The sequence below is a fragment of the Chryseobacterium defluvii genome, from assembly GCF_003634775.1.
Taxonomy (GTDB): Bacteria; Bacteroidota; Bacteroidia; order Flavobacteriales; family Weeksellaceae; genus Chryseobacterium; species Chryseobacterium defluvii.
Map to the genome: position 1 here is coordinate 596,258 of NZ_RBXB01000003.1, position 24,448 is coordinate 620,705.

Sequence of the window (24,448 nt, forward strand, 5' to 3'; positions counted from 1 at the left end):
CATATGGATATTAAAATTCTTGCTGAAATCAATACACATAAGGTATAAGCCTTTTTGTTTTCCTTATATATTGGATATATTCATCACCGAATTCCTCCACGAGGGCCCGTTCTTCAATCTTAATCCTATAGCTGAATGCCAGAAAGGGAGGAATAAAAGCGAGGATCAGGGAAAACCAGTTATTCAGGAACAAGCCTAATCCCAGAAAAGTTAACAAAGAAAAAGCATACGACGGATGTCTTATATATTTGTAAAATCCTTCTTTTTTTATTTTGTGGTTTTCCCTTATGGCAACATCAACAGTAAAATATTTACCTAAGGAACGGATAATAACCCACCTGAAGCCAATTCCTAAGAGAACGAAAGCCTCTCCTATATAGAAGATCCAGCTTTTATCCGCAATCGGAAACCGAAATAAGTAAGAAACAGTAACTGCACTTGCAACAGACAGGATAATAACAATCCACAATATACTGAGTGTGGAACTGTCTTTTTTCAGATCTTTGGCTTCAGATCTCAGTTTCCGCTTATAAATAATTTCACTCAGAAACCAGACTGCCATTGAAATATAAAAAACAGCGTTCAGGGTTTCCATTTTATTTGTTTTTATCCATTAATTCTTTAATCTTTTTTTCTTCCCATTTGTTTCCAAGGAGAAAACCCGGTAAAAAGACACTCATTCCATACCCGATCAGGCCGATTCCCCAGAAAAAAGGGAGAACAAAATATTCCATCCTCCAGATGGTTTCGCCGGGCTTTAGTTCTTTATAATTCAAGAATAAGATAAATAGGTTTACGGCAACATAAATGAACGTAAAAACATAAAAGTTCTTTAATCTCTTTACCCTTCTCGCTGCTTCTTTATAGCGGATATCATTCTCATTAATATTTTCCATTGTTGTTTTGTTTTTCTAAGATTTCTCTGATCTTTTTGTCTTCCCAATTTTTCCCTATGGCGAAGACGCTCATTCCATGGGCTACCAGTCCTATTCCCCATCCCAACATTGGAAAATAAAACCAAAGGTTTTTTGGGGAAGTCGTCAGGTTAATGATTGTCAAAAACGGAATGATAATACAATAGGAAATGAGGTTGCTGTAGAAGCTTTTAATTTCTTTGACCCGTTTTTGAGCTTTCTCATAAGCCGCATCATTATTATTTTCTTGAATATTGATAACGTTAGGCTTTTCCATAAGTATCGGAAGCTTTACTTTAAAATAATCTTCAGATTTTTCAATAAAAACATTCCGTTTAGTGAGCAGTGAATAACGCTGAACAATATTGGCCAAACCTATTCCTGCACTTTCCTTCATTTGTTCCCGTATCTGAAGGTTGTTCTCTATACACAGCGTATCATTTTCAGAAAAGACTTTAATGACCAGTGGTTTTGAAGAGGTTGCAAAATTGTGCTTGATACAGTTTTCCAATAACAATTGTAGGGACAGAGGCACAACATATCTTCTATAATCTTCCTTCCGGACATCAAAAACAAAATCCACACTGTTTTCAAATCTTGTTTTCAGCAATTCACAATAGGTTTTGGCAAATTCCATTTCGTCTTCAACAGTCACAAGCTCTTTATCTTTTTGTTCCAATACATAACGATAAATCTTTGACATTGAAGCCGTAAACGTTTGAGCCTGTTTAGGATTTTCATCGATCAGTGAACTCAAAACATTCAGTGAGTTGAAAAGAAAATGAGGATCCAGCTGGTTTTTCAGGGTTTCAAACTGAGCATTGGCGGATTTGGCAATCAGTTTCTGTTCAACAACCTCTTTTCTGGTGTTTTTCTTCAATTCCTCCATAAAGCCCTTCGCATGAAGAAAAGCGGAAATCAACAGGGCGATATTGACCATAAACCAATTGGTAAAATTGTATTTCCCTGAGAAAAACTGTTCTGTAGTGGCTATTTTCTGAAATACTACAAAATTCATATAGTTACAAAAAAACACCAGGATGAAATTGGCAATCAAAATAGAAACAATACTTAAAATCGTTCTTTTTGTGGTGGCTTCAGACCAGGGAAACCTTTTATTAAGAAACTCATTAATTAACCCGTTTCCTACGCCTATAAGGAATGAGTACATGGCAGAAATAAGCAGGGTAAGCATAAAGTTCCGCACATTTCTCTCATCTGTAAAAAAAAGAAAGAAAAAAATGGCGGTTCCCAATGATATCCACAGTAATATGATAAAGCTTTTGCGTTTCATGAGTAATTTTCCAGGTTCAAAGTTAGCGGATATTAAAGGTATCAAAAATTATTTTTTACTGAATGGTCTGTTTTGGAGACTGAACGGCATAAAAAAACCTCCCGTGAATTCGGAAGGTCTTGTTTATATAATGATCTTTATTTTACCGGCTGACTGATGAAGTATTCAGCTTCAGCTTTCCCCCAGTTCGGATCTAATGCTGTTTTCGGTTTATAGGAATTGAATTTTTCCAAGGCGAGCTTAAACATTTCCAATCCTTTTGTTTTACTGCCGCCGTATTGTTCCGGGGTGAAGTACATATCTTCAGCTTTAATCAATGCTATTCTCGGGTTATCCGGCTCCAGTTTTTCGGCAGCCGTCATTTCCGTTGCTGCTTTTGCTCCATCCGTCATATATCTTTGTGCAGGATTTACCATCATTTTTAAGGAAAAAGCCATTTTTTTCAATAAGCGGATTTCAGCATTATCTGCAATGCTTTCCGTTAAAGCAAGATATTTCAATGCCTGATCTGCAGAAGCATCAAGATCCTGGGTCTTATTTTCTCTCATTTGCACCCTCCCTTTCTGAATGAACGAAAAAGCAGCATAATAAAACGGTTGCCATTTGTCTTTTTCCTTTTCAGCAATCCTTTGGAAATCATTGGCTAAAGTCTGAAAATCTTCAGGAGACTTACAGGCTTCCAATTTGGCAATTTTTTCCGTCATTACTTTTTCATACGCGGTTTGGGCAAAAACAGTTAAGCTACTTAAAATCAGTGCGAAACTTAATAGATATTTCTTCATTATTTTAAATTTTTACGTTTATAGTTAAGTTAATATTGAAAAGTGAAATTATTAAAAATTATTGATTGTATTATAAATTATTATTGATGGCATCCTGTGTCTTATCTACTCCAAAACTGATAAATGCTCCTACAAAAACAAATGTGTTTACCGGAGGAACAACGGCAGAGCTTCTTGATCCGTCCCTTGAAAAATTATATCCGTACACATTTTTTGTTCCTAAGACATTGGAAATACTCAATACGAAAACTGTAAATGCTTTAGCATCCTTCTTCCCAAGGTTCGGCAGGTAATTAAAGCTTAAGTTTAAAGCATTATAATCTTTTAATCGCCCTTCATGTCTAATGTAATTAACTGTTTGTCCGGTGTCATTTTTGGAAGCGATGTCATAATACGGACGTCCTTTCGCATACGTATAAGAAAGATTGATTCCTGCTTTCCATTCCGGGATGAATCTTTTGGCAACCGCCGAAATGGTATGCTCCGAAGCAAAGCTTGGCTTTACACTTACCGGATAGTTCATGAAATCTCTTTTGGAGTCCAGAAAAGAATAGCTGATCCAATAATCTATGTTTTCAAACGTTTTTTTGTCTCTCCAGAAAATCTCTACACCTTTTGCAAAACCGTACCCATTGTTATTATCTGCTGTCTGAACATATTGATTCTGGTTATCAACATATTCAAGATTTTTGAATTTTATTAACTGATCATATTTTTTATAAAAAGCTTCCAGTCTTAAACTTCTTCCGTCTGAAGCTCTCTGCAGCTGGAAAATATAGTGCTGCGATTTCTGAAAATCAAGGTTTGCAGGACCGTTGATATATTTGCTCTCCGGATTCTGATAAAAAAGACCATACGCAAAAGAAGTGGTCCAATCCTGAGCTAAACGATACGCTAATGCGAAACGGGGTGCGATATTGCTTTTTCCTAGATAAGATGAATGCTCCGCTCTCACTCCTATTTTTGCCGACAATTGATTGCTGAACCCTAAATCTGTTTCCACAAAAACAGAAGAGATCAGATCTTTATAATGTTTGTTTACTTCTTCGAAATTAAGCTTCTCATCGGTTCCATTCAGTTCAAATCCACCTCTTAATGCACTGATCCTGTTGATTTTTCTTTCCAATACGGTTTTGAAATTGAGATAATTTCCATCTGTTAATATCCGGGTCTTATCAGATTCCATATCAGCCTTTTCTGTTGAAAAATTAAGATCAGATCTGTTGAATGAATAGGATGCTCCTGCATGTAAAAGATATTTGCCGAATTTTTGCCTGAAAGATAAGTTATGGTAGGTATTTTTTCCTTTTAATCTTACTAAAGAAAAATCATAATCCTGTGGTTCCAAACTTTCAGATTTTACTCCCATTGTATTACTGTCATACATCCCGTAATATTTGAAAAATCCACCTGATTTTGTTCTGATTCTGAAATTGAAATCTCCGTTAAGCCCTTGAGGAGCATCTATAAAATCTGTATTGAAATTGAAAACTTCCTGCATCAAATCCAGCATTGAATATCCTAAAGTAGCCCCATAAGAATGGTTTTTATCCTGACTTAATCTTTGAAACCCTGCACTTAAAAAAATAGGGGAAATTCCGAAATCATAAGAGCTCTGGTCGGGAAGATCTACACTTTCAAGCATAAGAGCCCCTGAAAGAGCCTGCCCGTACAGCGCCGAATATCCGCCACTGGAAAAAACATTTCCTTTAAAAAGAGAGGTATTAAACCGGTCTCTTCCTGCAATCCCGGGAACGGAATTGGAGAAGTAATTATTAATTAAACTTCCGTCCATAAAGATTTTAGATTCTGTCCCGGTACCTCCTCTGATGAAAAGCCCCTCCGTTTCACCCACTTTTTGTACTCCCGGAAGGAAGTTCAGGGCAGATGAGATCTGTCCATCCGCTCCTGCGGTTGTATAAATGTCTATCGGGGTCAATAGTGCAGTTGCTCTTTTTTTGTCACTCGCTTCAATGGACCCTGCTGAAACTACAACGGCATTGATTTCGTTGATCTGCTCTTTTAGCTCTATATTTACAGAAATATCCTGATTGCCTATTGAAATTGGTTTTTCAACATCATTATAATTAGGATGGGTAAAGGTTAAGAAATGGTCCTCTTTTTCAGAAGTTTCAAAAGAGAAGTTTCCATTGGCATCTGTTGTAGCTCCGTCATAGGTATCTTTCAACGTTACATTTACTTCAGCGACTCCTTTATTTTTAAAAGTAACCTTTCCGGAAACCTTTACCTGGGAAAAACTCCAGGCAAATGAGAGAAAAGAGATGAGAAGGAATAATCTTTGTCCTTGTACTTTCATGGTTATTAATTTGCTCCAAAATTAAGATGAATATGTGCTTTCAATCAATTTTTTTTATCTGAATTGTATAATTTGTCCCCCGAACCGTAAATTATATTAACATAAAAAGAACTGGAATCATAAACTGTTTCGAAAATCTTTTCATAAATTTATATGAGTTTTGAAAAAATCACTTAAAATCATTTAAAATGAAGGTAAAAGCATTAGCATTATTAGTGGGATCTACGTTTTTGGCGGCTTCATGCTGTACTACAAAAACATACTCCGTAAACGCTAAGAGTGGAACACAAACAGGAGGAACAGCCAAGTTCACTCAGAAAGGAAACGAGGTAGTAATGAACCTGAATGTTACCAACCTTACGCCGGGTATACATGCGGTACACATTCACGAGAAGGGGGATTGTTCCGCAGCAGACGGAACCTCCACGGGAGGACACTGGAACCCGGCAAAAGACGACCATGGAAAGTGGGGTGCTGAGCATTTCCATATGGGAGATATCGGAAATTTAGTTGCAGACCAAAGCGGAAATGCGACCTTAACTTTCAAGACTGATAAATGGTGTTTAGGATGTACTGATGAGTCCAAAAATATCATCGGAAAAGGCCTTATCGTGCATGCAGCAGCAGACGATTTTCATACCCAGCCAACCGGAAATGCAGGAGGAAGAGTCGGGTGTGTAGAAATTAAATAACCCTGCAATTTAAAAATAAAAAAACCGCTGTTTCCAGCGGTTTTTTTATTTTATGATTTTGCTTTCATATCTGAAAGAATATTCATGGCTTCCTGAAGGTAGGAATCTTTTTTAAGGTTTTTAACCCAGATTTCCGATTTCTTTTTGAATACTTCATCTTTTTTCTCTCTTTCTATTTCACCCGGATACATGGTGAATTTAAGGCCGTTCTCGAATTTAGTCAGCGCTTTGAATTTTTCAATCTGAGCTTTTCTCTGCTTCATCACTTCATTGAATTTACTTTGATTCAATGTAATGCTCTCTTCTTTATCAAGGTTTTCTCTCCACTGAGCAGACTCTAATAACAACTGGTAGTTTGAGTTCTTTGCCATTCTGTCTGAGCTTGCTTTTTCCAGGGCTTTAATATCAAAATAGCTAAGCTTCTGGAAGTTGGTACTTGGAATTTTATCCCATGCTAAAGCAAAGTCATCATATCTTTCTCCGATTTCAGCGTATGTAAAGAAGTCTTTCATCTGAATATCGGAAACAATTCCCTTTCTTTGGGTAGATTCACCGGTAATTCTGTAGAACTTCTGGATCGTCAGCTTTAAAGAACCAAAATCATCTTCTGTATTTAAGAACCTGTTAAGATCCACAAAAGTCTGTACGGTTCCTTTTCCAAATGATTGCGGAGAACCGATTACCATTGCTCTTCCATAATCCTGCATTGCTCCGGCAAGGATTTCAGATGCGGATGCAGAAAGCTCATTCTGCATAATTACCAATGGCCCTGTCCATATGGGTGCTTCATTTTTATTCTTTAAGGTCTGAATTTTTCCGTTTCCGTCTTTTACCTGTACATAAGGTCCTGCGTTCATGAAAAGACCCATAATATCCCCTACTTCCGTTAAAGAACCTCCGCCGTTGTTTCTAAGGTCTAAAACGATTCCCTCTACATTCTGAGATTTAAGCTTGATGATTTCATTCTTGATGTCATCTGAAGCATTTCTCCCTTTAGAATCTTCAAAGTCTGCATTGAAGCTCGGCAGATTAATGAAACCATATCTTTTCCCGTTTGGACTGGTTACGATGATACTTCTTGCAAAAGTATCTTCAATGGCAACTTCTTCACGGATCATCGTTACATCTTTAATCGTTCCGTCTTTTTTCTGAACCGTTAAAGTCACCGGTGTCCCTTTTTCTCCTCTGATCAGTCTTACCGCTTCATCAGAAAGCATTCCTACTACATTTACTGCATCTTCTTTCGGTTTGGACTTTACTTTTAAGATTTTATCACCTTCTGAAAGCTGCTTGGATTTCCATGCAGGAGCACCAATGGTTAAAGCTCCCAGATAAAGATTTCCTTTTTTCTCCTGGATAATTGCACCGATTCCGATCACTTTTCCTGTGAAATTAGTATCAAAATCTTCTTTGTCTTTCGGAGAATAATAGTTGGTATGCGGATCGAAAACTTCAGTATACGCATTCATATACACGGTGAACCAATCCATTTTCTTTCTCTTTTTAAATCTTGTAAATGTTTCTTTTACAAGGTCTTTCACCTCATCAGTGGCTTTTACTCTTTTTTGTTCCGGCGTTAAAATTTCAAGCTTGATGGTGTCTTTAAGTTTATATTTCTGAACAGAGTCTTTCTTTTCTTTTTGAATTTCCTCTTTACTGTTCATTGATTCAATTTCCTGAAGGATATTGTACTTGATGAACTTTCTCCATTCGTTATACTGTTCCTGTTTGGTAGTGGGTGCTTTCTTAAGTTTTGGTTCAAGAATCAATGTTTCATCTTCTTCCAAATTGATTGGCTTACTGAATATTTCCTGAGTAATTTTATCTATTTCATCAACTCTTTGATACAATCTGTCGATCGTAAGCTTATAGAAAGTCAAATCCCCTACATTCAGATAATCGTCAAGCTTGGATTCATGCTTGCTGAACTCATCCATGTCGGATTGGAGGAAATATCTTTTTGCCGGATCTACCAATTCGAAATAATGCTTATAAACATCTTTGGAATAAGCATCATTGATTGGTTTTGGGCTATAATGCAAGTAAGAAAGTGTATTTTTTACACTCACCATTATCGTCTGCATTTTCTCATCGTCATTTTTCGGCGAGTTGAAACAAAACATAAGACTTGTTAATGGAATAAGTAGTAAAAATTTATTTAGTTTAAAGTTTTTCCACATAAACTGTCTGTATTTATTTTAAAATTTAAAAATCTTTTACAATTAGTAGTTATAATTTATTTGCTGTTACAAACTATCAAATTTAATACCTTATTTACAATTATCGAATACTTTTGAGTATTTTTGTTAAAATTATTTTTTTTATGGAAAGACCGCTTATTCTGGTTACCAATGATGATGGAATTACTGCGCCAGGTGTCAGAAATCTTGTAAGTTTTATGAATGAAATCGGGGAAGTAGTGGTGGTTGCACCCAACTCTCCTCAAAGTGGAAAAGGTCATGCCATTACCATTAATTCAACCCTAAGTTATGAAGAGGTTCAGTTAGACGGCCCGCAAATAGATTTTTCTTGTAGCGGAACGCCTGTTGATTGTGTGAAAATGGCTCTTGATAAAATTTTACCAAGAAGACCGGATATTGTTGTTTCGGGAATTAACCACGGAGCCAACTCTTCGATCAATGTTATTTATTCCGGGACGATGTCTGCTGCTGTAGAAGCGGGAGTGGAAGGACTTCCTGCGATTGGATTTTCTCTTCTTGATTTCAGCTGGGAGGCTGATTTTACCCAGGCAAAAGAATATATTCAGAATATTGTCAGAAGAACCCTGGAAAACCCAATGCCAAAAGGAATTGTTCTCAATGTAAATATTCCTAAACTTTCAGCTGAGGAAATAAAAGGAGTAAAAGTATGTAAGCAAGCTCATGCAAAATGGGAAGAAAGCTTTGATGAAAGGGTAAATCCGCATGGAAAAAAATATTACTGGTTAACAGGATATTTCAATAATATGGATGAATCTGAAGACGCTGATGAAACGGCTTTAGCGAACGGATATATTTCAATCGTTCCCGTGAAGTTTGACCTAACTGCATACGAGTATATGAAACAATTGGAGGAAGTAATGGCTTTTGACAATGTACGCGAAGCTAGATAATCCTATTTATCATTCACTTAATGAATTTCATCAAAAGTTCTGCTTAAACTTCGGAAATTCTAAATTTTACCATCCTGAAGTGGCTTCTTTCGGAGGTTCTCTTGATTTTGCCACAGAAGAAGACATCACGGAATATGCAAAGATCTGTGATGATTTTCTTGTGTTCGGAGCAAAGCCAGACATGGGAAAATTCAAAACAGACTTGTCTCTGCTTGTCTGTGACCAGTATGTATTGGAAAACAGAATTAATCTTGATATTACGGAAGACATTGTTCCTTTAACCGATGAAAATCGTGAAGAATTACTGGCTTTTGTAAAAAAATTCTATCCACATTATTTTAAAAACAGAACTCCTGAACTGGGCCGCTACTTTGGAATATGTAAAGATGGCAAACTTGTAGCCGTTACCGGAGAAAGGATGCAGATGAATGATATGACAGAGGTAAGTGCCGTCATTACAGATTCTGATTATTTAGGAAAAGGATTTGCCAAACAACTTGTAGCTTTTGTATCCAACAAAATCTTTGACGATGGGAAAACACCGTTTCTGCATGTTGCTGAAAGTAATACAGGCGCAAAAAAGCTCTATGAGAAATTAGGCTTTGATCATCGAGGGAAAATAAATTTATGGGGCGTAAAGAAGTAATCCTCGCCCCATTTTTATATTAAAACAATACTTTATCTTCTTTTCTGAGTTCTTCCAGATATTTACTTTTATCATCCCTGTAAAAGAGATTCATGGTTTCAAACGGAATCAATTTCAAGTCTTTATTCACAATATGAACACAGGATTTTTTGACCGCTCTTACATCAAAATCATGGGCATCCATAAAATTCATGATGATAATCCTGAACAGATTATCATAATCTAAATCCGGGGCACAAACTTCCGGTAAACAGCAAAGTAACTGGTTTACTTTAGGTTTTACTTTATCTACTGAGATTCCTGTACTGAAAATATCAAGAAGCTGCATATGAAGTCCTGTATCCTGTTCATAAACAATGGTGTTTTTGGATTCATTGTTCAGTAAATCAGCAGGATTGATATATCGTGTCAAAGGAATAATTTCACCCTGAAGCTTCAACATATACCCCATCGCTAAGGCATCCGGATTGCATGGAACAGGAATGATGTCGTCTCCGTTTAACAGCGGAAACTGGTTCAGGATTTCCTGCCTTACTTCCGTTAATGTAATTTTTTCATGCGCTGAATCTTCCCTGTTTCTTCCGGCAATTTCCACCGGTTGGAAAGTAATTCCCCTCACACATTTCTGTTTCAGGGCAAATTCGATGATCTTTCCTATCTCATCTATATTTTTTCCATTCTGTAAAACAACAACAAGTGTGGTGGAAAGGTTAAGAGCATTTAACTTCTCTAATGCTTTCATCCGGACGTCTGTAAGGTCTTTCCCTCTGAAATCTTCAAGAACTTCCGGCTTAAAGGAATCGAACTGAAGGTAAATCTCAAATTCCGGGGCGTAAGTAGCTAATTTTTCGGCAAACCCGGGATCATTCGCAATACGTACTCCATTGGTATTCAACATCAGATGTTTGATGGGTTTTGATTTCGCCATATCCATGATCTTGAAAAACTCAGGATGAATGGTTGGCTCTCCTCCACTGATCTGAACAACATCCGGTTCCCCTTCGTTTTTCACAATAATATCAAACATCGCTTCTATTTCCTCAAGGCTTCTATGACTTCCATAATGAGGAGATGACATGGCATAACAAGTGGGACAGGTAAGATTGCAGCGGTCTGTAACTTCCACAATAGAAAGGCAGCTGTGCTGCTCATGGTCTACACAAAGCCCACAATCATACGGGCAGCCATATTCTACATCCGTTCCGAAATGTACGGGTATTTCTGAAGCTTTATTATAGTTTCTGATATTCTTGTAATAATGAACATCGGAAGCAATTTTTGTTTTGAAAAATCCGTGATCAGGACATCTTTTCGTCATGAAAACCGCTTCATCTTCTATAATGATCTTGGCGCCTACTCTTTTCAGGCATTCCGGGCAAAGACTAATTGTATAGTCGTAATAGGTATAATTTCTTACAGGCATAGCTTAAATTTAAAATCCTCCTCCACAAATATAGCCGCTGATCAGTCCGCAGAGTAATAAACTAATAACCATAGTCTGAATAAACTGTTTTTTTGAAAACTTCCTGTCGTTGTTCCATTCATAGATGATTTTGGCAATAACCGCTACTACGGCTGAGACAGCCAACCCAATAAATAACATTACAAGAATAATCATCACGACTAATCCTCCGAGATTACCTACTTCCAAAAGTGTTAATAGTTTCATTATTAATAGTTTAATGTGAATGAAGCAAAAGCATTGTTTTTTTAATCTTATAAATGTAATAAATAATTACACAAATACATACAAGCTGAATAGTTCCCAAATTTCCTGTAATCTCCACTCTTGGCTTTATAAAATCAAGGAAGAACCTGAATGTAAAATAGCTCAACATAAAAACCTGAAATAAAAAACCTGAAGGAAACTTCCGTTTTTTAGCAATCATTTTCAGGAATATCCAAAGAGCAATCAAAAATGCTATTTCATACAGAGCAACGGGGTGCCTCAAATATTGATCTCCCAGATGCATTCCAAAAACAGAGTCGGTAGGAATTCCATATGTTTCTTCATAGATTCCCGTTAAAAAACAACCTATTCTGCCTATAACTATGGCAAACATGAGTGGAAAGACCATTAAATCTCCGGTGCTTTCTTTATGACCAACCATCTTTTTAGCGAGCTCTACTCCAATCAGCCCAAAAGCAAGCCCTCCTACAATGGTATTATTCGACCATATTTTTTTTAATGAAAAATTTTCAAATAATGCATAAGGATTTTCAAGGTTTCCAATAAGCTTAGACCCTAATAGAGCTCCTGCTGTTGCACCTATGATCACTGCTGCAGAAGTATTAAAAGAAAGATTTTTCGAAGATTTTCTTTTTGAGTAATAGTAAAAACGCATCCCGAGAAATATCCCCAGTGTTTCAAAAACAGGGTGTGCCAGAACCGTTTTACCGAATATTTGAAAAGTAACAGGAAAATCCATCCTTCCAAAAGTAATACATTTAAGATTATTTGCTAATTTTATTTAATAAACAATTTTAATCAATTACCCTAAAATGCGAATAGAATATGATATAAAACTGGGATTCAAAGACGTAATGTTCAGACCTAAGCGTTCTACCTTGAAATCCCGTTCTGAAGTTGATCTGGAAAGAGAATTCACTTTCCGTCATACTAAGAAAAAATGGAGAGGAACACCCATTATTGCAGCCAATATGGATACGGTAGGAACATTTGAAATGGCTGTAGAACTGGCAAAGGATAAGATCATTACGGCCATTCATAAACATTACTCCGTTGAAGAATGGAACCAATTCTTAGAAAGCCAGCCGGAAAGTATTTACCAATATATTGCTTTAAGCACCGGAACAGGAAAAGCCGACGAAGAAAAAATACGGCAGATCCTCGAAAAGCACCCAAAAATTGAGTTTCTCTGTATAGATGTAGCCAATGGCTATTCTGAGCATTTTGTAGGATTTGTAAAGAAAGCAAGGGCTAATTTCCCGGACAAAATAATCATAGCAGGAAATGTTGTCACCGGAGAAATGGTTGAAGAGCTTCTTTTGGTTGGCGCAGATATTATTAAAGTTGGAATCGGACCGGGTTCTGTATGTACAACCCGTGTAAAAACGGGTGTCGGCTATCCGCAGCTTTCCGCGATTATTGAATGTGCTGATGCAGCTCATGGTTTGGGGGGACATATTATTGCTGATGGAGGCTGTAAAGTTCCGGGAGATGTTGCCAAAGCTTTTGGAGGGGGAGCAGATTTCGTGATGCTTGGAGGAATGTTTGCCGGACACGATGAAAGCGGTGGTGAAATGATTGAAGAAAATGGCAAAAAATTCCGTTTATTCTACGGAATGAGTTCAAAAACTGCAATGGATAAACATTCAGGAGGTGTGGCAGAGTACAGGGCTTCGGAAGGAAAAACGGTAAAAGTGGCTTATAAAGGTCCCGTTTCAGAAACCGTAAAGGACATTTTAGGAGGGGTTCGCTCTACCTGTACCTATGTGGGAGCTTCAAAGCTTAAAGAACTCTCTAAAAGAACTACTTTTATCAGGGTTCAGGAGCAGGAAAACCAGGTTTTTAAAGATTAATTTTGGAAAACATATTTCACATACTCAACGGGGATTGCCTTGCCGGACAATTAAAGGAAACTTCAATTGACGGTAAGGTGATCATCTGTCGTGAAGCTTTAATTTCTGGAGATGTAAAGGCCTCTTCTCTGGAGGGTTTCTGGAAGCTCAGAGCTGGGTTTATTGCAAAGGAATATCACGTTGATCATGAAAATTATTATGAAAAAGTAGTTTCTGAATTCCAGAAAATCAGTGATCTTCCTGGAAACGCTGAAGTACATCTTTGGTTTGAAGATGATCTGTTCTGCCAAACCAATATGTGGTTTTGCCTTTTCTTATTATCAGATCTTAAAAACATTAGAATATACCGGGTTTATCCCCGAATTCCCATAAACAAAGATCATTGGAAAGGCTTTTCTTTATCAAATGCCAAAGACTTGGAAGAATCATTGCATTCAAAGGTTGAATTGGAAGAAAAGGATATTCAATTAGGTATACATCTATGGAATGCTTATCAAAACCAGGACATGGGCAGATTGATCCAATTGTCTGAAATTCAATCCGGTTGCTTTAATAAGTTGAAAGAGGTGATTGAAGCCTATTCCAATACTTTTCCGGAAAATCAGACTGTGAATAATCTTCAAGTTTATATCAAAGAACTGGTTGATTCCGGTATAACAGATTTTAATTCTGTTTTTGAAAAGTTTCAGCAGGATTTTGGAATTTACGGTTACGGTGATCTTCAGGTTAAGAAAATGTATGATGCTGTTTAAGCAGTATTTCTATTCCTTTACTCTAATATATTTTTTATTGAAATATTTTTCCAGCTGATCGTTTATATAGATTTTCTCTTCCTTTACAGGAGCCATTTCATTGAAATATAAAATTACCGGTACATTTTTAATTTTATCAACAAGCACAGAATCTTTTGGGGTTTCCTTTATTGTATTGATTCGTTCATTTACTTCAGTTTCATAACCTCTTTTATCTGTGTAAAAAATTTCATTAACAATATTATTGAGGTTATAATCAATATTAAAATTGGAATATTTATCAGGGAAGAAATGGGTTTCCGGCAAAAATATAATGATCCCGCTTATCCACCAATATTTTTTAATTTCTTTATATAAAAACAATAATATAACAGACGAAGAAAGAAAATAAAAGAACAGTACACTCTCAAATTGTCTGCCTATTGTATTTAAAATATATCCGGTAAAAATTAAAGGAAGAAAAGATACCAGCCAAACTAATAATGCTTTTTTAAAATTTATTTTTTTCCTGATGGTTTGAAGCTCTTTTTCAAAAACCTTTGTGAATAAAGGAAGCAGTAAGATTGCTTTTATGAAAATATAAACGGCATTTGCACCGAAAACTCCTATTCTTTTCACCCATTTAATAATCCCGCTTGTTGTTTCACCAAGTCTGTTAAAATTTCCCGGTGCTAAAAAACTTATGAAAAGAAACATTGATGCTGTTATCAATAGAACAGTTGTCTCTTTTGATCTTTTATGAAAATAAAAAACAAGTAACAACCCTGTAATGATTAATGCTGTGATTTCATTTGACCCCATTAAAACCACTATTAACAGGGTTGACAGCCAATACCATATCTTCACTTTAGATTCTTGGTATTTTCCAAGGAAATACAGCAAAAGTCCTGACAAAATAACCGGTAAAAAATAGATGTTTGAGCCGCTGATCCAGAAATAGTGCTCAGGGATACTTACCAGAAGAGCCGTATAAAAAAAGAATAATAGAAAGCTTTTAGTAAGTGATTCTTTTATGGAATAATTAAAATAGTGCCTGAAATTTAAAACCAAGACTCCCAAAAAAGCAAAAAATAAAAATATTGGATATACTTTTGGTAAAATCTCTTTCTTATCATAAGAAACAGGAATTAAAGTATTAATCGAGTATCCGAAATATCTTCCTCCCCATTTCAGATAAAAATTAACCATATTTCCGAAAATTCCATGCTCCCGGGATGAATAAGCGTATATATAATCATCGGTTTGATATACATTAAAAAAAGAAATGTACATCAAACCGATAAATAAAGTGACTGACAAGAATACTACTATATTCTGTACTAATTTCATTTCTATGTTAACATTCCTCCGTCAACATTCAGGACCTGACCTGTAATGTATGAAGACATTTCACTTCCTAAGAATACACATGCATTGGCAACATCTTCAGGTTTTCCTCCTATTTTCATTGGAATTCCGTCTCGCCATGCCTTAAGTGTTTTTTCATCCAAAGCCGCCGTCATCTCTGTTTCAATAAATCCTGGAGCAATGGCATTACAACGGATATTTCTGGATCCCAATTCCAAAGCCACGGATTTGGTAAATCCGATAACTCCGGCCTTAGAAGCAGCATAGTTTGCCTGTCCTCCATTACCACTTATTCCAACTACGGAAGTCATATTGATGATTGATCCTGATCTTGCTTTCATCATTGGTTTAATAACCGCTTTTGTAAGGTTGAAAACAGAATCTAAATTTACTTTGATTATGGTGTCCCAATCTTCCTTAGACATTCTCAATAACAGGTTATCTCTTGTAATCCCTGCGTTATTGATCAGAATATCAATTTTTCCAAACTCTTCCATTACTTCATCTACTAATTGTTGAGCTGCATCATAATCAGATGCATCTGATTGGTAACCTTTAATTTGAGTTACAGAACTTAAAGTGGCTTCTAATTCTTTTGCTTTGTCAACAGAACCTGCATAAGTAAATGCCACTTTTGCTCCCTGTTGAGCAAAAACTTCAGCAATTCCTTTTCCGATTCCTCTTGTAGCTCCGGTAATTAACGCTACTTTTCCTTCTAATATTTTCATATTTATTAATTATTATTTCCCTTTTGCATTCATTTAATCCTTAGTGTTATTTGGTGTCTTTATTATTTAATCTTCAAAAATAGAATAAGTACCCTATTTGGGATGATAATAAACCGCAAAGATATTATAATTTACTATTCAATACATTTTAAATCATTAAATTACTGAATATTTATACCTTTTTTCTTTGTCCTCTCATTATCCGAATCCTTGCAATTGTTATGTCAATGCAATCAATGAACAGTTAAAATCCGGGATTATTAAATAGAATTATTGACGATCAAAACAATTTCTCCTTTTAAGGTTTTGCTTTTGGAAAATTCTATCAATTCATTGATTGTTCCTCTTTTAGTTTCTTCAAATTTCTTTGAAATTTCCCTACTCAGGCTAGCTTTTGTATGCTCACCGAAAAATTCCTTGATCTGTTCCAGAGTTGTATTGATCTTGTGCGGGCTTTCATAAAGAACAATCGTTTTCTTTTCTTCCGCAAGCTGCTTCAGTTTTGTTTGCCTTCCTTTTTTTTGTGGAAGGAATCCCGCAAATAAAAACTCATTATTCGGTAATCCCGATACCACTAAAGCCGGAACAAAAGCGGTTGCTCCCGGCAAGCAAATCATTTCAATCTGATGATCTGCACCTGCTTTAGCCAACAAATAACCGGGATCTGAAATTCCTGGGGTTCCCGCATCGGTAATCAGGGCAATATTCTGCCCGCTTTTCAGGTCGGAAATTACTTTTTCAGTAGCTTGGTGTTCGTTATGTAAGTGATATGATTTTAAAGGCTTAGAGATCTCAAAATGCTTCAGAAGTATCCCTGATGTTCTTGTGTCCTCACATAAAATATAATCAACGTCTTTCAGAACATGTACTGCCCTAAAGGTCATGTCTTCCAAATTTCCTACGGGAGTAGGAACAAAATAAAGAATACCGCTCAAAATTATAAGAATTTATTTTCTACCAGCACCCATAATCTCTGAGCATACTCATCCACTTTTTTCCAGTTTTTTTCGTAGTAAAGCTCACTTAAATACTCTTTAGCTTCTTCTAAAGTTTTGAAGCTGTTCAATGCCGTCACCGTTTCATTAAGCTCCGACTGACTTCCTCCAAACAGAGTTTTTGAAAAAGCAATTCTGTCATTCAGATCCAGCCTGAATTCTGGTTTTGCCTTTTCAGCTTCCATATAATCAGTTGGAATGTTGGTCTTTAAAAGGCTTCCCACTTCTTCTTTAACGGTAGGCTCTTCTTTTTCTACGGGTCTTTCTCTTTCTAAAGGATCGTCATCAAATAAAGTCTGAACCGCTTTTAGCCCTTTAATATTGGCCAATTTTATTTTTCTTTCCTGTTGATAAGCCTCCAGGTTTTCAAAACTTTCATCAGAAGCAGGCTTTTCCTTTTCTGTTTCCGGTAAAGGCCTGTCAATATCTATAATCTTTCTTCTGTCGATATCTTCCGAAATCAGTACTTCTTCAATTTTTTCTTCTGCCTGAACTTCGCTTTTTATTTCATTTACAATGTTTTCAACATTAGAGGTTTCCGTGATCATTTCTCCTTGTCCGATAACAGTATGTGAGGCAACGAATTGCTCTTCAGTTTCTTCAATAAGGATTTCATCCTCTAAAATCTCCGTATCGAAAATACTTGGTATAACCTCCGTGTATTCCGGAGATTTTGCATCAGATTCAAAATGATCCTGGATTTTTTCCTCTTCCCCAAAATCATTTCCATTATTTCCCTGATAGTCGGAAACTTCATTTTCAAACTCATCTATCTCATTAAGTTGATTGTTGAAAATAGCTTCTTCCTCCGTTATTTCATTTATGAACATATCTTCATGGATGTCTTCATCATTTTCAGGTTCCGCATTGGCAAGGATTCTTTCTTCGTCAACAAAACTTAAAATATTTTCCTGATAATCAGAGGGTACGTTTTCATCAATTTCATTCAGCTGATTTATAAAAACATCTTCACTTTTCTCAACACTGCTGTCAGATTCCTGTATATTTTCAACAGTTTCAAGTCCAGAACTCTCTTCCACCAGATTGACAAAGCTTTCATGAAACTCACCCTCAACAATTTCATTCAATTGGTTATTAAAAATGGCTTCTTCTTCCGTAATCCCGTTGCTAAAAGATTGTTCTCCTATATTTTCAGAATTTTCATCAATTTCATTCAGCTCATTATTAAAGATCGCTTCTTCTTCTGTAACTTCATTTCCTGATTCATGAATTTCATTAGGATCAATAACATATTGGTTATCTGAATACTGCTGTGAATTATCTGTAACAAAATATTCAATATTTTTCTCCAGCAACCTTAAAAATGAGATTCTGTTGGCAAGCTCATCTACAAGATCCTGCTTAGAAAGTAATTCGTCTACATTGTTGATTTTCTCCAAAATATCAATGATATTTCTGGATTCAAAAAAAATCTTTTCCTTTAAATCTTGGATATTCTGCATATAAGATTCTTGTTAAAATTGCTTACTTTTGATGTTAAAAATATACGGCTAATTTAACAAATGTTTTTAGAAAATACAATTAATCATTCCAAACAGAGCGGTTGGATGGAAGTTATTTGCGGCTCTATGTTTTCGGGAAAAACGGAAGAGTTAATCCGAAGGCTGAGAAGGGCTGAAATGGCAGGGCAGAATGTGGAAATTTTCAAACCGAAACTGGATACAAGATATTCTGAGGAGGACGTGGTTTCTCATAATCAGAATAAAATCCGCAGTACAGCAGTAGAAAACCCTAATGAAATTCTTTTGCTGGCTTCCAATTGTGATGTGGTAGGAATTGATGAAGCCCAATTTTTTGATGAAAGCATTGTTGATATAGCCAATCAGCTGGCAAACAGCGGAATAAGAGTGGTCATCGCAGGGCTGGATATGGACTTTCTCGGACGTCCTTTCGGGCCAATGCCCAATTTAATGGCCACGGCAGAATATGTAACAAAAGTGCATGCTATTTGCAAGAGAACAGGTAATCTTGCTAATTACTCCATGAGAACCTCTCAGGGGGATAATCTTGTTGAATTAGGAGAAACCGAAAGTTATGAAGCAGTAAGCCGTCGTGTTTTTATCGACGAAGTGCTTTCAAAAAAGAAAAATAAATAAAATATAAAAAGCTAAAACGCAATTCGCAAAACAGATTGCTTAAAGAAGTAGCTCCGGCGATTTTTGCATCTTCGCAATTTCGCCTAAAATAAAGCAGAAAGGGATTAATGAATTATACAGTAAAAGAAATTGCAGCCATCACCAATGCTCAGATTATTGGGGATAAGGAATTGTTAGTCAAAAATATAGCTTTTGACAGCAGAATTATTTATTCAACCAAGAATACGGCATTCATTGCAATTAATACTCAAAAAAACTCAGGAGAAAAATTCATTGAATCTGCTATAGACAGAGGGATTAACATTATTATTTCTGAACATCATGATCCCCAATTCCAGGATACCACCTGGATCATTGTTGAAAACGCTGTGGAATTTCTTCAAAAACTTGCCAAACATCATTTTGAAAATTCTAATTTGAAATCTGTCGGGATTACCGGAAGCAATGGAAAAACTATTTTAAAAGAGTGGTTATATCAATGTCTTTGGAATGAATTCCCAACTGTAAAAAGTCCAAAAAGTTTCAATTCACAGATTGGACTTCCTCTTTCATTACTGCAGATTAATCCCTCTCATGAGCTGGGAATTTTTGAAGTCGGAATTTCCAAACCTCATGAAATGGAAAAACTGGAAGATATCTTCCATCCGCAAATCGGTTTACTTACTCATATAGGATCTGCTCATGCTGCAAATTTTAAGTCCGAAGAAGAGCTGATTAATGAAAAAATAAAGCTTTTCAAGGATTCCGAAGTTATTATTTATAATGGGGATAACCTGTTGACTGATAATAAAATTAAAACACTTTATTCAAGTAAAAAATTAATATCATACGGCTTTAAAAAGGAAAATCAAGTATTTATTAAAAACGATATTACCAAAGATGAAAATGTACTGGTTCAGTATTTTGATCAAGAAATAATGTTCCCTGTTCATCAAAGGGATGAGGCTACTTTAACAAATGCTTTAGCTTTGATTACTGTTTTAAAGGAACTCAATATAGATAATCATAAGATTATTGAAAAAATTAATGCTTTGAAGGCCATAGAAATGAGGCTTGAAGCCATTGAAGGGATTAAAAATAATATTATCATCAACGATTCCTTCAATCTGGATCTGGATTCGTTGAAAACAGCTTTACAGTTTTTAAATGAATATAAAAAGCCTAAAAGATCATTAGTTTTAACTGATATTGTTGGGGTAAATTCCAATTCTCAGGCATTGTATGAAGAAGTTTCTGAGCTTGTGAATGAACAGAAATTTGATTCTGTTTTTCTGATTGGAGATGAAATAACCAAATTCAGCCATCTTTTCAAAGCCAAAGCTTTTACTTTCATTAACACTCAGGAACTTATTGATAGTAAGCATCTTACAGAAATAGAAAATCAGATTATTCTTCTCAAGGGAGCAAGAAAGTTTGAGATTGAAAAACTTAAGGATATTCTTGAGCTCAGAAAGCATGATACCGTTTTAGAGATCAATCTGAATGCTATTTTACACAACATTAATTTCCATAAATCCTTACTGAAACCCGGCACCAAAATGATGGCCATGGTAAAAGCCAATTCCTATGGATTGGGGAGTTATGAAATTTCAGAATTCCTGCAACATCATCATATTGATTATCTGGGAGTTGCATTTGCTGATGAAGGTGTTGAACTTCGTAAAAAAGGGATTACAACCCCTATTGTTGTAATGAACCCTGAACAGCATAGCTATGAAGCCATTATCGAATATAATTTAGAGCCTGAAATTTACAGTTTCAGAGTATTGGAACTATTCTATGAAGCTGTTCAGAAATCAGGATATGATAAAAAATATCCGATCCACATTAAACTGGAAACGGGAATGCATCGTCTTGGTTTTAAAGGCTTTGAATTAGAACAACTCAGTGAAACTTTAGAAAACAAAAACCTGAAAGTCCAAAGTATTTTCAGCCATTTATCATCTTCTGATGTACCCGGAGAGAAGGAATTTACGTTGAAGCAGTTGGAGACTTTCGAAAAAGATTCAAGTCATTTAATTGAAAAATTAGGATATCAGCCTATCCGTCATATATTAAACTCTTCAGGAATAACCAGTTATACTGATTATCAATATAATATGGTAAGAATTGGAATTGGAATGTTGGGAGAATCGCCCAATCCTGAAATTCAGAAACAATTACAGTCTGTTGTAAGCTTTAAAACAGTAATTTCTCAGATTTCTTTGGTAGAAAACGGAGAATCTGTAGGATACAGCAGAAAATATAAAACAGATCATTTAACAAAGATCGCTACCATTCCTGTAGGTTATGCAGACGGAATTCCGAGACTAATCGGAAATCAGATAGGAAAAGTAGGTGTAAATAAGGTTTTGGCGCCTATCATCGGAAATATCTGTATGGATATGATGATGATTAATGTAGATAACATCCCAAATGTAAAGGAAGGTGATACGGTAACTGTTTTCAATTCTTATCCCAGCCTAAAAGAATTTGCAGCCTATTGCAATACTATAACATATGAAGTATTAACCTCTATTTCACCCCGCGTGAAACGGATTTATATCAAAGATTAACTATGAGAAAATTCCTGATACTTTTATTTGCATTTCAACTGCTTTTGTTTCATTCGCAGGTAAAAAAGGACTTGGCGATCCCTAAAAATCCTAAAATAGGGCTTTCGCTTGCCGGAGGCGGAGCAAAAGGATTCTCTCATGTCGGAGTATTAAAAGTATTAGATTCTTTAGGCGTTAAAGTAGACTATATCGCCGGAACCAGTATGGGAGCCATTGTAGGAGGTTTGTATGCATCAGGATATTCGGGGAAAGAAATAGAAAAGATTGTGATGGATACGGATTTTTATTCTTTAATTATGGATCCTAAGTCCCGGAAAGAAGCTACATTTTACAATAAATCCGTTGATAAATACCTCCTGTCCATTCCTTTGAAAAATGGAAAAATAACACTTCCCTCTTCCATAAGTACGGGCCAAAAAAATGTTTACTTACTGAAAGAGCTTTTCAAAAACGTCTCTAATATTGATGACTTCTCAAAATTACCCATCCCTTTTATGTGTGTAGCCACCAATCTGGAAAGCGGAAATATGGAAATTTTTGAGAAAGGAGACCTTGTACAATCCATCATGGCCAGTTCAGCATTTCCCTCCTTAATGGATCCCGTTAAAATTGGGGACAGTATTTATATTGACGGGGCAATGACGGTAAACTATCCCTCAAAACCTTTAAAGGACAAAGGAATCGATATCGTTATTGGGGTGGACCTGAATCAGGATCTATCCAAAAGAGAGGATTTAAACAACATTATATCCATTCTCAATCAGGTCATAGACTTCGGGATCAAAAAAGATACAAGACATCAATATAAATACACAGACATCAATATTAAGCCCGATCTAAAAGGGATGACCGCAACAAGCTATGATGAAAAGAAAAAAATTCTCGATAGTGGATTTGCAGAAGGTTTAAAGTATACTGCTGTATTAGACCAACTGCCCAAACGGACGTTTGATCGTCTCAGGGAACGCGTAAATCCAATTTATTCTAATGTTTATAAGATAGACAGCATTGCGATAGAAGGCGGAAGAATTTACGGTAAAAACTATGTTTTAGGAAAGATGGGACTCAGGTTTCCTTCTATGCATACGTATGGAAGCATCAATAAAATGATTGATAAATTGGTCGCCACCAATAATTATCGATTCATCAATTATGATATTGTTTCGGAAAATGATGCCAACTATCTTAAATTATATGTAACCGAGGATGATACACGGCATTTTCTGAAGTTCGGTTTGCATTATGATGAAGTATTCAAAACAGGATTACTCGTTAATTATTCTGCAAAACGTCTTTTATTTAAAAATACCAATCTCTCATTAGACGTTATTGTTGGTGATAAACCCAGATATTATTTGAATTATTTTATCGATAACGGATATATTCCGGGATTTGGAATTTATTCTTCGGGAATGAGCTTTGACATCAGAGATCAGAACAACTATAATGTTGATAACTGGATGTGGTTGAGAAATGAAGCCTATATCCAATCGATATGGAAAGATAAATTCGCCATTGGAGGCGGAATAAGCCACGATTACTTTGATGCCGAAGCCAATGGTACCAACCAACGCTATAATCGGTTTTTGAACCCCTATGTGTTTCTGAAAAGCGATACGCAGGATGATAAAGATTTCCCTTCAAAAGGTATTTATATTTCTGCTGAAGGAAAAGTCATAGATCTATTAAAAGCAGAGGTTGATAAAAGAATTGTTCAGGTAAAGGCCGATATCAGAGTAAACATCCCTCTTTCAAAACAATTCTCTTACCGTCTCAACCTGTATGGAGGAGTTACCATCGGTGATCATCTTCCACAATTTTATCAATACAGATTAGGAGGGATTTTTGAACAGAATGTAATTAATTTTAAAAACTTCGGCGGTTTTTACTTCGCACAGCTCAATACAAACAATGCTATTTTAATCTCCAATGATCTTCAGTTCAAATTCAATAAAAACTATTTCATCAGTGGAAATTTCTCTTTTGCGAATCTTTCCGATGATATCAGCTTTGAAGATACTGTGAAATTAAATTATAGTTCATTGGGAGTTACGGCTGGTTACAAATCTCCTTTCGGACAAATCAAAATTAACTTTAGCCACTCTCTTAAAAATAATCAAAAAGGCATATTCAGTGTTATATTAGGACACTGGTTTTAAAACCATGATACAATTCTTTTACGAAAACTTACCCGAAACTGTAAACACAGACTATACAAAATGGCTGGAAGATATCATCCTTTCAGAAGAAAAAAAACCAGGTGAAATCAATTATATCTTCTGTGACGATGAATATTTATTGAAAGTAAACCAGGATTATCTTCAGCATGATTACTATACAGACATCATTACTTTTGATTATGTAAAGGGTAAAACAATAAGCGGAGAGATTTTCGTATCTTTGCAGCGCATTTCAGATAATGCTTCTACCCTATCCAAAAATTATGAAGAAGAACTGAGAAGAGTTCTAGCTCATGGTATTCTTCATCTTTGTGGATATAAGGATAAAACTGAAGAAGAAGAAAAAGAAATGCGAAGAAAAGAAGATGTTTATTTAGCTAAATATACAGAAGATTCTCATCTTTAATTATAGCAAAACAAACGAAAACAACCAATATAAGAAGGTTTTCAGTCAATGTTTCACGTGAAACATCA

The 24,448-nt window shown here is 35.7% G+C and carries 22 protein-coding genes; 9 read left to right on the forward strand and 13 right to left on the reverse strand.

Annotated features, from left to right (window positions below; translation table 11 throughout):
- Positions 1–28 precede the first annotated feature (28 nt).
- The 5 genes from BCF58_RS14635 to BCF58_RS14655 all read right to left on the reverse strand — a co-directional run bounded on the left by BCF58_RS14635 (position 29) and on the right by BCF58_RS14655 (position 5,307).
- Positions 29–595 carry a methyltransferase family protein gene (locus BCF58_RS14635; RefSeq protein WP_121462548.1) on the reverse strand — a complete coding sequence of 189 codons (567 nt, stop codon included), beginning with the start codon at positions 593–595 and terminating at the stop codon, positions 29–31.
- A gap of 1 nt (position 596) precedes the next feature.
- A complete protein-coding gene (locus BCF58_RS14640; RefSeq protein ID WP_121462549.1) occupies positions 597–896 on the reverse strand; it encodes a 2TM domain-containing protein in 300 nt (99 codons plus the stop codon).
- Positions 883–2,109, reverse strand: coding sequence for a 2TM domain-containing protein (locus BCF58_RS14645; RefSeq protein ID WP_228434813.1), 1,227 nt, complete (start codon positions 2,107–2,109; stop codon positions 883–885). The genes BCF58_RS14640 and BCF58_RS14645 overlap by 14 nt, the downstream gene beginning before the upstream one ends.
- A 236-nt stretch (positions 2,110–2,345) precedes the next feature.
- Positions 2,346–2,990, reverse strand: a complete 645-nt coding sequence (locus BCF58_RS14650; RefSeq protein ID WP_121462551.1) for a hypothetical protein — start codon at positions 2,988–2,990, stop codon at positions 2,346–2,348.
- 70 nt (positions 2,991–3,060) lie between these two features.
- Positions 3,061–5,307: a TonB-dependent receptor gene (locus tag BCF58_RS14655; protein WP_121462552.1), complete on the reverse strand. Its 2,247-nt coding sequence runs from the start codon at positions 5,305–5,307 to the stop codon at positions 3,061–3,063.
- A gap of 188 nt (positions 5,308–5,495) precedes the next feature.
- Here BCF58_RS14655 and BCF58_RS14660 point away from each other — a divergent pair, with 188 nt between their 5' ends.
- Positions 5,496–5,999, forward strand: coding sequence for a superoxide dismutase family protein (locus tag BCF58_RS14660; protein WP_121462553.1), 504 nt, complete (start codon positions 5,496–5,498; stop codon positions 5,997–5,999).
- A 50-nt stretch (positions 6,000–6,049) separates the two neighbouring features.
- On the opposite strand, the gene BCF58_RS14665 is transcribed toward BCF58_RS14660, so the two are convergent.
- On the reverse strand, positions 6,050–8,179 hold the full coding sequence (locus BCF58_RS14665; RefSeq protein WP_121462554.1) for a carboxy terminal-processing peptidase: 2,130 nt from the start codon (positions 8,177–8,179) through the stop codon (positions 6,050–6,052).
- A 143-nt stretch (positions 8,180–8,322) separates the two neighbouring features.
- Here BCF58_RS14665 and surE point away from each other — a divergent pair, with 143 nt between their 5' ends.
- Entirely contained in the window at positions 8,323–9,111 is a 789-nt protein-coding gene (gene surE / locus BCF58_RS14670; protein ID WP_121462555.1) for a 5'/3'-nucleotidase SurE, read from the forward strand.
- Positions 9,092–9,757: a GNAT family N-acetyltransferase gene (locus BCF58_RS14675; RefSeq protein ID WP_121462556.1), complete on the forward strand. Its 666-nt coding sequence runs from the start codon at positions 9,092–9,094 to the stop codon at positions 9,755–9,757. Before surE ends, BCF58_RS14675 begins: the two co-directional genes overlap by 20 nt.
- 19 nt (positions 9,758–9,776) lie before the next feature.
- Here BCF58_RS14675 and BCF58_RS14680 read toward each other — a convergent pair whose 3' ends face one another.
- The 3 genes from BCF58_RS14680 to BCF58_RS14690 are packed head-to-tail and all read right to left on the reverse strand — an operon-like array spanning position 9,777 to position 12,186.
- Complete coding sequence (locus BCF58_RS14680) at positions 9,777–11,180, reverse strand: radical SAM protein (protein WP_121462557.1); 1,404 nt, start codon at positions 11,178–11,180, stop codon at positions 9,777–9,779.
- 9 nt (positions 11,181–11,189) lie between these two features.
- Positions 11,190–11,426, reverse strand: a complete 237-nt coding sequence (locus BCF58_RS14685; RefSeq protein ID WP_185144846.1) for a hypothetical protein — start codon at positions 11,424–11,426, stop codon at positions 11,190–11,192.
- A gap of 10 nt (positions 11,427–11,436) precedes the next feature.
- Positions 11,437–12,186, reverse strand: a complete 750-nt coding sequence (locus BCF58_RS14690) for a prolipoprotein diacylglyceryl transferase (protein WP_121462559.1) — start codon at positions 12,184–12,186, stop codon at positions 11,437–11,439.
- A gap of 73 nt (positions 12,187–12,259) precedes the next feature.
- Here BCF58_RS14690 and BCF58_RS14695 point away from each other — a divergent pair, with 73 nt between their 5' ends.
- Together BCF58_RS14695 and BCF58_RS14700 are read left to right on the forward strand one after the other, a co-directional pair.
- Positions 12,260–13,300, forward strand: coding sequence for a GMP reductase (locus BCF58_RS14695; protein ID WP_121462560.1), 1,041 nt, complete (start codon positions 12,260–12,262; stop codon positions 13,298–13,300).
- 2 nt (positions 13,301–13,302) lie between these two features.
- Positions 13,303–14,052: a DUF1835 domain-containing protein gene (locus BCF58_RS14700; protein ID WP_170149036.1), complete on the forward strand. Its 750-nt coding sequence runs from the start codon at positions 13,303–13,305 to the stop codon at positions 14,050–14,052.
- 9 nt (positions 14,053–14,061) lie between these two features.
- Here the strand turns inward: BCF58_RS14700 and BCF58_RS14705 are convergent, their stop codons facing one another.
- The 4 genes from BCF58_RS14705 to BCF58_RS14720 form a co-directional block, all read right to left on the reverse strand.
- A complete protein-coding gene (locus BCF58_RS14705) occupies positions 14,062–15,381 on the reverse strand; it encodes a DUF6056 family protein (RefSeq protein WP_147462067.1) in 1,320 nt (439 codons plus the stop codon).
- Positions 15,382–15,383: 2 nt separating this feature from the next.
- A complete protein-coding gene (gene fabG, locus BCF58_RS14710; protein ID WP_121462563.1) occupies positions 15,384–16,127 on the reverse strand; it encodes a 3-oxoacyl-[acyl-carrier-protein] reductase in 744 nt (247 codons plus the stop codon).
- A gap of 260 nt (positions 16,128–16,387) precedes the next feature.
- Complete coding sequence (gene rsmI, locus BCF58_RS14715) at positions 16,388–17,062, reverse strand: 16S rRNA (cytidine(1402)-2'-O)-methyltransferase (RefSeq protein WP_121462564.1); 675 nt, start codon at positions 17,060–17,062, stop codon at positions 16,388–16,390.
- A gap of 2 nt (positions 17,063–17,064) precedes the next feature.
- Positions 17,065–18,585, reverse strand: coding sequence for a hypothetical protein (locus BCF58_RS14720; RefSeq protein ID WP_121462565.1), 1,521 nt, complete (start codon positions 18,583–18,585; stop codon positions 17,065–17,067).
- Positions 18,586–18,645: 60 nt separating this feature from the next.
- On the opposite strand from BCF58_RS14720, the gene BCF58_RS14725 reads away from it, so the two are divergent.
- The 4 genes from BCF58_RS14725 to ybeY all read left to right on the forward strand — a co-directional run bounded on the left by BCF58_RS14725 (position 18,646) and on the right by ybeY (position 24,380).
- On the forward strand, positions 18,646–19,239 hold the full coding sequence (locus BCF58_RS14725) for a thymidine kinase (protein WP_121462566.1): 594 nt from the start codon (positions 18,646–18,648) through the stop codon (positions 19,237–19,239).
- Positions 19,240–19,346: 107 nt separating this feature from the next.
- Positions 19,347–21,794, forward strand: a complete 2,448-nt coding sequence (locus tag BCF58_RS14730) for a bifunctional UDP-N-acetylmuramoyl-tripeptide:D-alanyl-D-alanine ligase/alanine racemase (RefSeq protein WP_121462567.1) — start codon at positions 19,347–19,349, stop codon at positions 21,792–21,794.
- Positions 21,795–21,796: 2 nt separating this feature from the next.
- Entirely contained in the window at positions 21,797–23,953 is a 2,157-nt protein-coding gene (locus BCF58_RS14735) for a patatin-like phospholipase family protein (protein ID WP_121462568.1), read from the forward strand.
- Positions 23,954–23,957: 4 nt separating this feature from the next.
- Positions 23,958–24,380 (forward strand): rRNA maturation RNase YbeY, encoded by a 423-nt coding sequence (gene ybeY, locus BCF58_RS14740; protein WP_121462569.1) that lies wholly within the window; start codon positions 23,958–23,960, stop codon positions 24,378–24,380.
- Positions 24,381–24,448 lie beyond the last annotated feature (68 nt).

Coding starts and splice junctions, on each gene's coding strand:
- BCF58_RS14660 (WP_121462553.1), top strand. CDS start 5,496: ATGAAGGTAAAAGCATTAGCATTATTAGTGGGATCTACGTTTTTGGCG.
- BCF58_RS14665 (WP_121462554.1), bottom strand. CDS start 8,179: ATGTGGAAAAACTTTAAACTAAATAAATTTTTACTACTTATTCCATTA.
- surE (WP_121462555.1), top strand. CDS start 8,323: ATGGAAAGACCGCTTATTCTGGTTACCAATGATGATGGAATTACTGCG.
- BCF58_RS14640 (WP_121462549.1), bottom strand. CDS start 896: ATGGAAAATATTAATGAGAATGATATCCGCTATAAAGAAGCAGCGAGA.
- BCF58_RS14695 (WP_121462560.1), top strand. CDS start 12,260: ATGCGAATAGAATATGATATAAAACTGGGATTCAAAGACGTAATGTTC.
- BCF58_RS14690 (WP_121462559.1), bottom strand. CDS start 12,186: ATGGATTTTCCTGTTACTTTTCAAATATTCGGTAAAACGGTTCTGGCA.
- BCF58_RS14720 (WP_121462565.1), bottom strand. CDS start 18,585: ATGCAGAATATCCAAGATTTAAAGGAAAAGATTTTTTTTGAATCCAGA.
- BCF58_RS14735 (WP_121462568.1), top strand. CDS start 21,797: ATGAGAAAATTCCTGATACTTTTATTTGCATTTCAACTGCTTTTGTTT.
- BCF58_RS14725 (WP_121462566.1), top strand. CDS start 18,646: ATGTTTTTAGAAAATACAATTAATCATTCCAAACAGAGCGGTTGGATG.
- BCF58_RS14675 (WP_121462556.1), top strand. CDS start 9,092: ATGTACGCGAAGCTAGATAATCCTATTTATCATTCACTTAATGAATTT.
- BCF58_RS14680 (WP_121462557.1), bottom strand. CDS start 11,180: ATGCCTGTAAGAAATTATACCTATTACGACTATACAATTAGTCTTTGC.
- ybeY (WP_121462569.1), top strand. CDS start 23,958: ATGATACAATTCTTTTACGAAAACTTACCCGAAACTGTAAACACAGAC.
- BCF58_RS14655 (WP_121462552.1), bottom strand. CDS start 5,307: ATGAAAGTACAAGGACAAAGATTATTCCTTCTCATCTCTTTTCTCTCA.
- BCF58_RS14730 (WP_121462567.1), top strand. CDS start 19,347: ATGAATTATACAGTAAAAGAAATTGCAGCCATCACCAATGCTCAGATT.
- BCF58_RS14705 (WP_147462067.1), bottom strand. CDS start 15,381: ATGAAATTAGTACAGAATATAGTAGTATTCTTGTCAGTCACTTTATTT.
- BCF58_RS14635 (WP_121462548.1), bottom strand. CDS start 595: ATGGAAACCCTGAACGCTGTTTTTTATATTTCAATGGCAGTCTGGTTT.
- BCF58_RS14645 (WP_228434813.1), bottom strand. CDS start 2,109: ATGCTTACCCTGCTTATTTCTGCCATGTACTCATTCCTTATAGGCGTA.
- BCF58_RS14650 (WP_121462551.1), bottom strand. CDS start 2,990: ATGAAGAAATATCTATTAAGTTTCGCACTGATTTTAAGTAGCTTAACT.
- fabG (WP_121462563.1), bottom strand. CDS start 16,127: ATGAAAATATTAGAAGGAAAAGTAGCGTTAATTACCGGAGCTACAAGA.
- BCF58_RS14685 (WP_185144846.1), bottom strand. CDS start 11,426: ATGAAACTATTAACACTTTTGGAAGTAGGTAATCTCGGAGGATTAGTC.